Raw genomic sequence first — 4090 nt, 5'->3', positions numbered from 1 at the left:
ACACTCATGCCGGGCTCATCCGGTACATCGAAGCGGCGGGCCTCTAGCGACGGCTACCGGCCCGCCGCTTCACCCTGCCCCTTGACAAAATGCACCCCATATCAGAACTGATGAAGAACTTCAACAAGACCGTTGGCAATGGCTCCTTGGACGCCGAATACGAGGATGCCGAAGCACTGCTGTTCGCCACGTTGCAGAACATCGAGCACGCGCTGAACACCGAACCGGCTCTCAACCGGGAGATGACGGGTGCCTTCGGTCCCATCGACGCCGTTGTCGGGATCAGAACCGAAGACGATACCGTGCAGTGCACGATCGAGATTCGTAATGCCGAATGCACTGTGGTCAAGGGAGTCTGCCGGCCGGATGCGGGCGCAACCCTGGTATTCGACTCCCTGCAGGAGTTCGCCTCTTATGTCAACGCCGACCACGATGAGGCCATCCGGATGTTCCTCGCCAGCCGGGTCCGCCTCGAAGGCAATCCCGCGGCTTTCGGCTATGTGAGCTACTTGACCTCGCTGCTCAGTCGAAACGAAGACGTCGAGTCCTATCGCAAGCAGATCGAAAGGCACCGGCAACAAGCCGTCGAGAGCGCAGAGCAAGCTGGTGAGCCGCAGCGCGGCATGCAACGAAGCCGGATCAAGGGACGTCTGCGCGCGGAGAAGGTGGATCCCGGAGTGAAATACCTCGAGGAGCCCTTCCTGTCGCAGTACGTCCTGGAAGACTTTCCCCGTCTCGCCAGATTCCGCCAAGAGCACTACGACACCATGCCGGAAGTGACTGCCGAACAGGGTCGGCTGCTTACCGACTTCTACGTGATCAACGGGTTCGAGACGAAATCAGACGGTACCGCCTGGGATCCGACTCTGCGCACGGCCAGAGCATTCGAGTATCTGATGGAGAACAAAGAGCCTGTGCTGCGCAAAGACGGTCTACTCGCCGGGACCATCACCCCCAATCCGATCTGCGGGTCGGTCCAACAGCCCTACACGGTGGGCTGGTCGATCTGGGGCGAAATGACCACGTTGCAGGACCGCGAGCTGGATCCCTTCTTCATCAGCGACGAGACGCGGGAAACGTTGCACCGGTACGTGTTCCCGTTCTGGATGGACAAGCACACCGTGCAGATGTGGAAGGACCGGAACGACTACCCGCTCTCTGCGAAGATCAACGACCGGATGTTCTGCTTCAATCTCTGGAGCTTGAATTCACTGAACCCCGGCAGCCCCGGCTTCGAAAGGGTCGTGCACCAGGGCCTGGAAAGCATCCGCGAAGAAGTGGTCCAACAGCGGGCCGCCCATGTCGACACATCACCCGACGATGTCGACCAGAACAAGATGAACACCTGGGAAGCCATGCTGGCCGCCATCGACGGTGTGCTCGCCTATACCCGCAACTTGGCAGCGATGATTCGCACGGCGGCCGACGACGAAGCCGATCCGACGCGCAGGCAAGAGCTCGAGACCATCCACGCCAATCTGCTACGCGTGCCTCGCTACCCGGCACAGACCCTGCACGAGGCCGTTCAGGCGCTGTGGATCATGTTCATCGCGCTGAGTCTGGACAGCATGGACGACGACATCACCGTCGGCCGTCTCGACCAGATCTTGCAGCCGTACTTTGCGGCGGACATCGAGAAGATCCCCAACGATGAGCGAGAGGCTTACGTCAAGCGCGCCATCGAGTTGGTCGGTTGTCTTTTCCTACGCTTCACAAGTCATCGGATCGCGGCCGCCACCATTGCCTCATGGCAGAACAGCGGGGCGCCGGGCGTCGCCTCAGTGACGGTGGGAGGCGTCACCCCTGAGGGCAAGGACGGCGTCAACGACATGACCTACATCGTCCTCAAAGTGGCCGAGATGCTGTCTCTGGATGATCCGGACATGGATGCGCGCTACATGGTGGGTGTCAACAGCACCGACTACATCCGTCGGGTGGCAGAGCTGAACTACATCACCAGCGGGACGCCTTCGATCCACAACGACGAGGCCATCATCGACGCGCTGTGCCAGCACGGGTGGAAGGTCGAGGATGCCAGAGACTGGGTTCCGTGCGGATGTGTCGAGCCCGTGATCCACGGCAAGCATTTCGCCGCCACCGGCGACGTCGACTCCAATCTGATGGTTCCGTTGACCATGGCCATGTACAACGGGTACCACCCGACGGCCCGGTGGGACTTCGGCCCGAAGACCGGCGAGCTCGAAGCGTTCGAAACATTCGATGATTTCTTCGAAGCCTTCGAAACTCAGTTCAAGTTCATCTACCGGGAGGCCATCGAGGCCTCCCACCAGATCCTGCGGGTTCATCAACAGATCATGCCGGCGCCGCTGTATTCGGTCACTCTGCAAGGTTGCGTCGAGTCCGGTGTTGGTATGACGCACGGCGGTGCCCGCTACAACTCCTCTGGGGCGGCCTTCATTGCATTATCTGATGTCACCGACTCCCTTTTGACGATCAAACAGGTCGTCTTCGATGAGGAGAAGTACACCTTGCGGGAGATCAGGGACGCCATGGATGCCAACTTCGAAGGCCATGAGGCCATGCACGCCTACATCATGAATCGGGTGCCGAAGTTCGGTTCCGGGGATCCGAGGGGGCGGGCCATGGTGGATCGGGTCACCCGCATGACAGCAGATTTCCTACACGGGCAGGACAACGGCAGAGGCGGACACTACAGCACCGGCTACCGCACAAATAACAACCACACGGTCTACGGACGGGTTTCGGGAGCGTCGCCGTCGGGACGGCTTGCGGGAACGCCTTTTACGTCCGGTCTGACACCCAACCCGGCAGCCTCGAAGAACCCCCTGGACAATTTCAACGACGTCGCCAGCATCGATCCGCTGACGTGCGACAACAACTACACCCTCAACGTTCGACTTTCGTTCTCGAACAAGGATTCCCACAAGCAGAACGTCGACCACATCGCGAGCTATGTCCAGGCCTACTTCGTCAACGGTGGCATGCAGGTCCAGTTCAACATGGTGGACGGCGACACACTGCGGGACGCGATGGCACATCCCGAGTTCTATCCGGATCTGATTGTCCGGGTGTCCGGTTACACCGGGTACTACACCCGCATGCAGCGTGACCTCCAACTGGAGATCATCGGGAGGACCGAATTTGTCATCTAGACCTGCGGTGAACGTGGCCGCTCCGGATCTGGTTCGCGGAGTGCCGTATGTCTTTGCTGTGAAACACAACTCGCTGGAGGACGGGCCTGGAATTCGCTCGGTCGTCTTCTTGAAGGGCTGCAACCTGAATTGCTCCTGGTGCCACAATCCGGAGAGCAAGCACCGTACGAATGAGTTGTACTACGACCGGGGTTCCTGCATCAGCTGCCGGGAATGTGTCGCAGTGTGCCCCCAAGGCGCTCTGCGAATTGGAGATCCGTCAATCGGCGAGCCGCCGGTGGTGGTTGACCGGCAGTCCTGCACGACCTGCTTCGAATGCGTCGATAGTTGCCCGTCACGGGCGCTTTCGGCGGTGGGCCGCACCATGAGTGTCGATGATGTGGTTCGCGACGTAGTCCAATACACGTCGTACTTCCAAGCCTCTGGCGGTGGAGTCACCGTGTCCGGCGGCGAGCCAACCCTGTTCATGGACTTTCTGTCCGCGCTGCTGCAGCGCTTCAAGGCCGAGGGTCTACACACATTGGTCGAAACAAACGGACGATTCTGCTTCGACGATTTCGAAGGCGCGATACTGCCGCATACGGACGTGATCTATCTGGATATGAAAATTCTGGACCGGCATGATCACCGACGGTTCTGCGGAACCTACAACGACGTGATCAAGGACAATTTCCTACGGCTGCACCGGATGTCCCAGACTAGCCAATTCTGCGTGATACCGCGCACACCGCTGATTCCCGACATCACGGACACCGAGAAGAACATCAGGGAGTTGGCCCAGTTCTACGAGGCCAACGGTGTCACCCGGACAATCGTCCTGAAGAGCAATCCGCTGTGGGCCGACAAGGGGCCTTGCCCCGGTGTAGTGGACACGGGATTTGTGGTTACGCCGCTTGTGGCAGCGTAGCGAATGTGTGGTTGTTTTCGTAGGTGGCGGGGCTGGAATAGGCGCAGCG

Annotated in this window: 2 protein-coding genes; both read left to right on the top strand. The window is 59.7% G+C overall.

Features of this window, described 5'->3' with window-relative positions:
- The first annotated feature begins 110 nt into the window (after window positions 1–110).
- Window positions 111–3134: a pyruvate formate lyase family protein gene (locus ORI27_RS32650; protein WP_266001389.1), complete on the top strand. Its 3024-nt coding sequence runs from the start codon at window positions 111–113 to the stop codon at window positions 3132–3134.
- Window positions 3088–4041, top strand: a complete 954-nt coding sequence (locus ORI27_RS32645) for a glycyl-radical enzyme activating protein (protein ID WP_323055704.1) — start codon at window positions 3088–3090, stop codon at window positions 4039–4041. Before ORI27_RS32650 ends, ORI27_RS32645 begins: the two co-directional genes overlap by 47 nt.
- The last annotated feature ends 49 nt before the right edge of the window (window positions 4042–4090 follow it).

Source organism: Mycobacterium pinniadriaticum (assembly GCF_026242045.1).
Taxonomy (GTDB): Bacteria; Actinomycetota; Actinomycetes; order Mycobacteriales; family Mycobacteriaceae; genus Mycobacterium; species Mycobacterium pinniadriaticum.
This window is presented reverse-complemented; position numbering and strand designations above follow the sequence as displayed.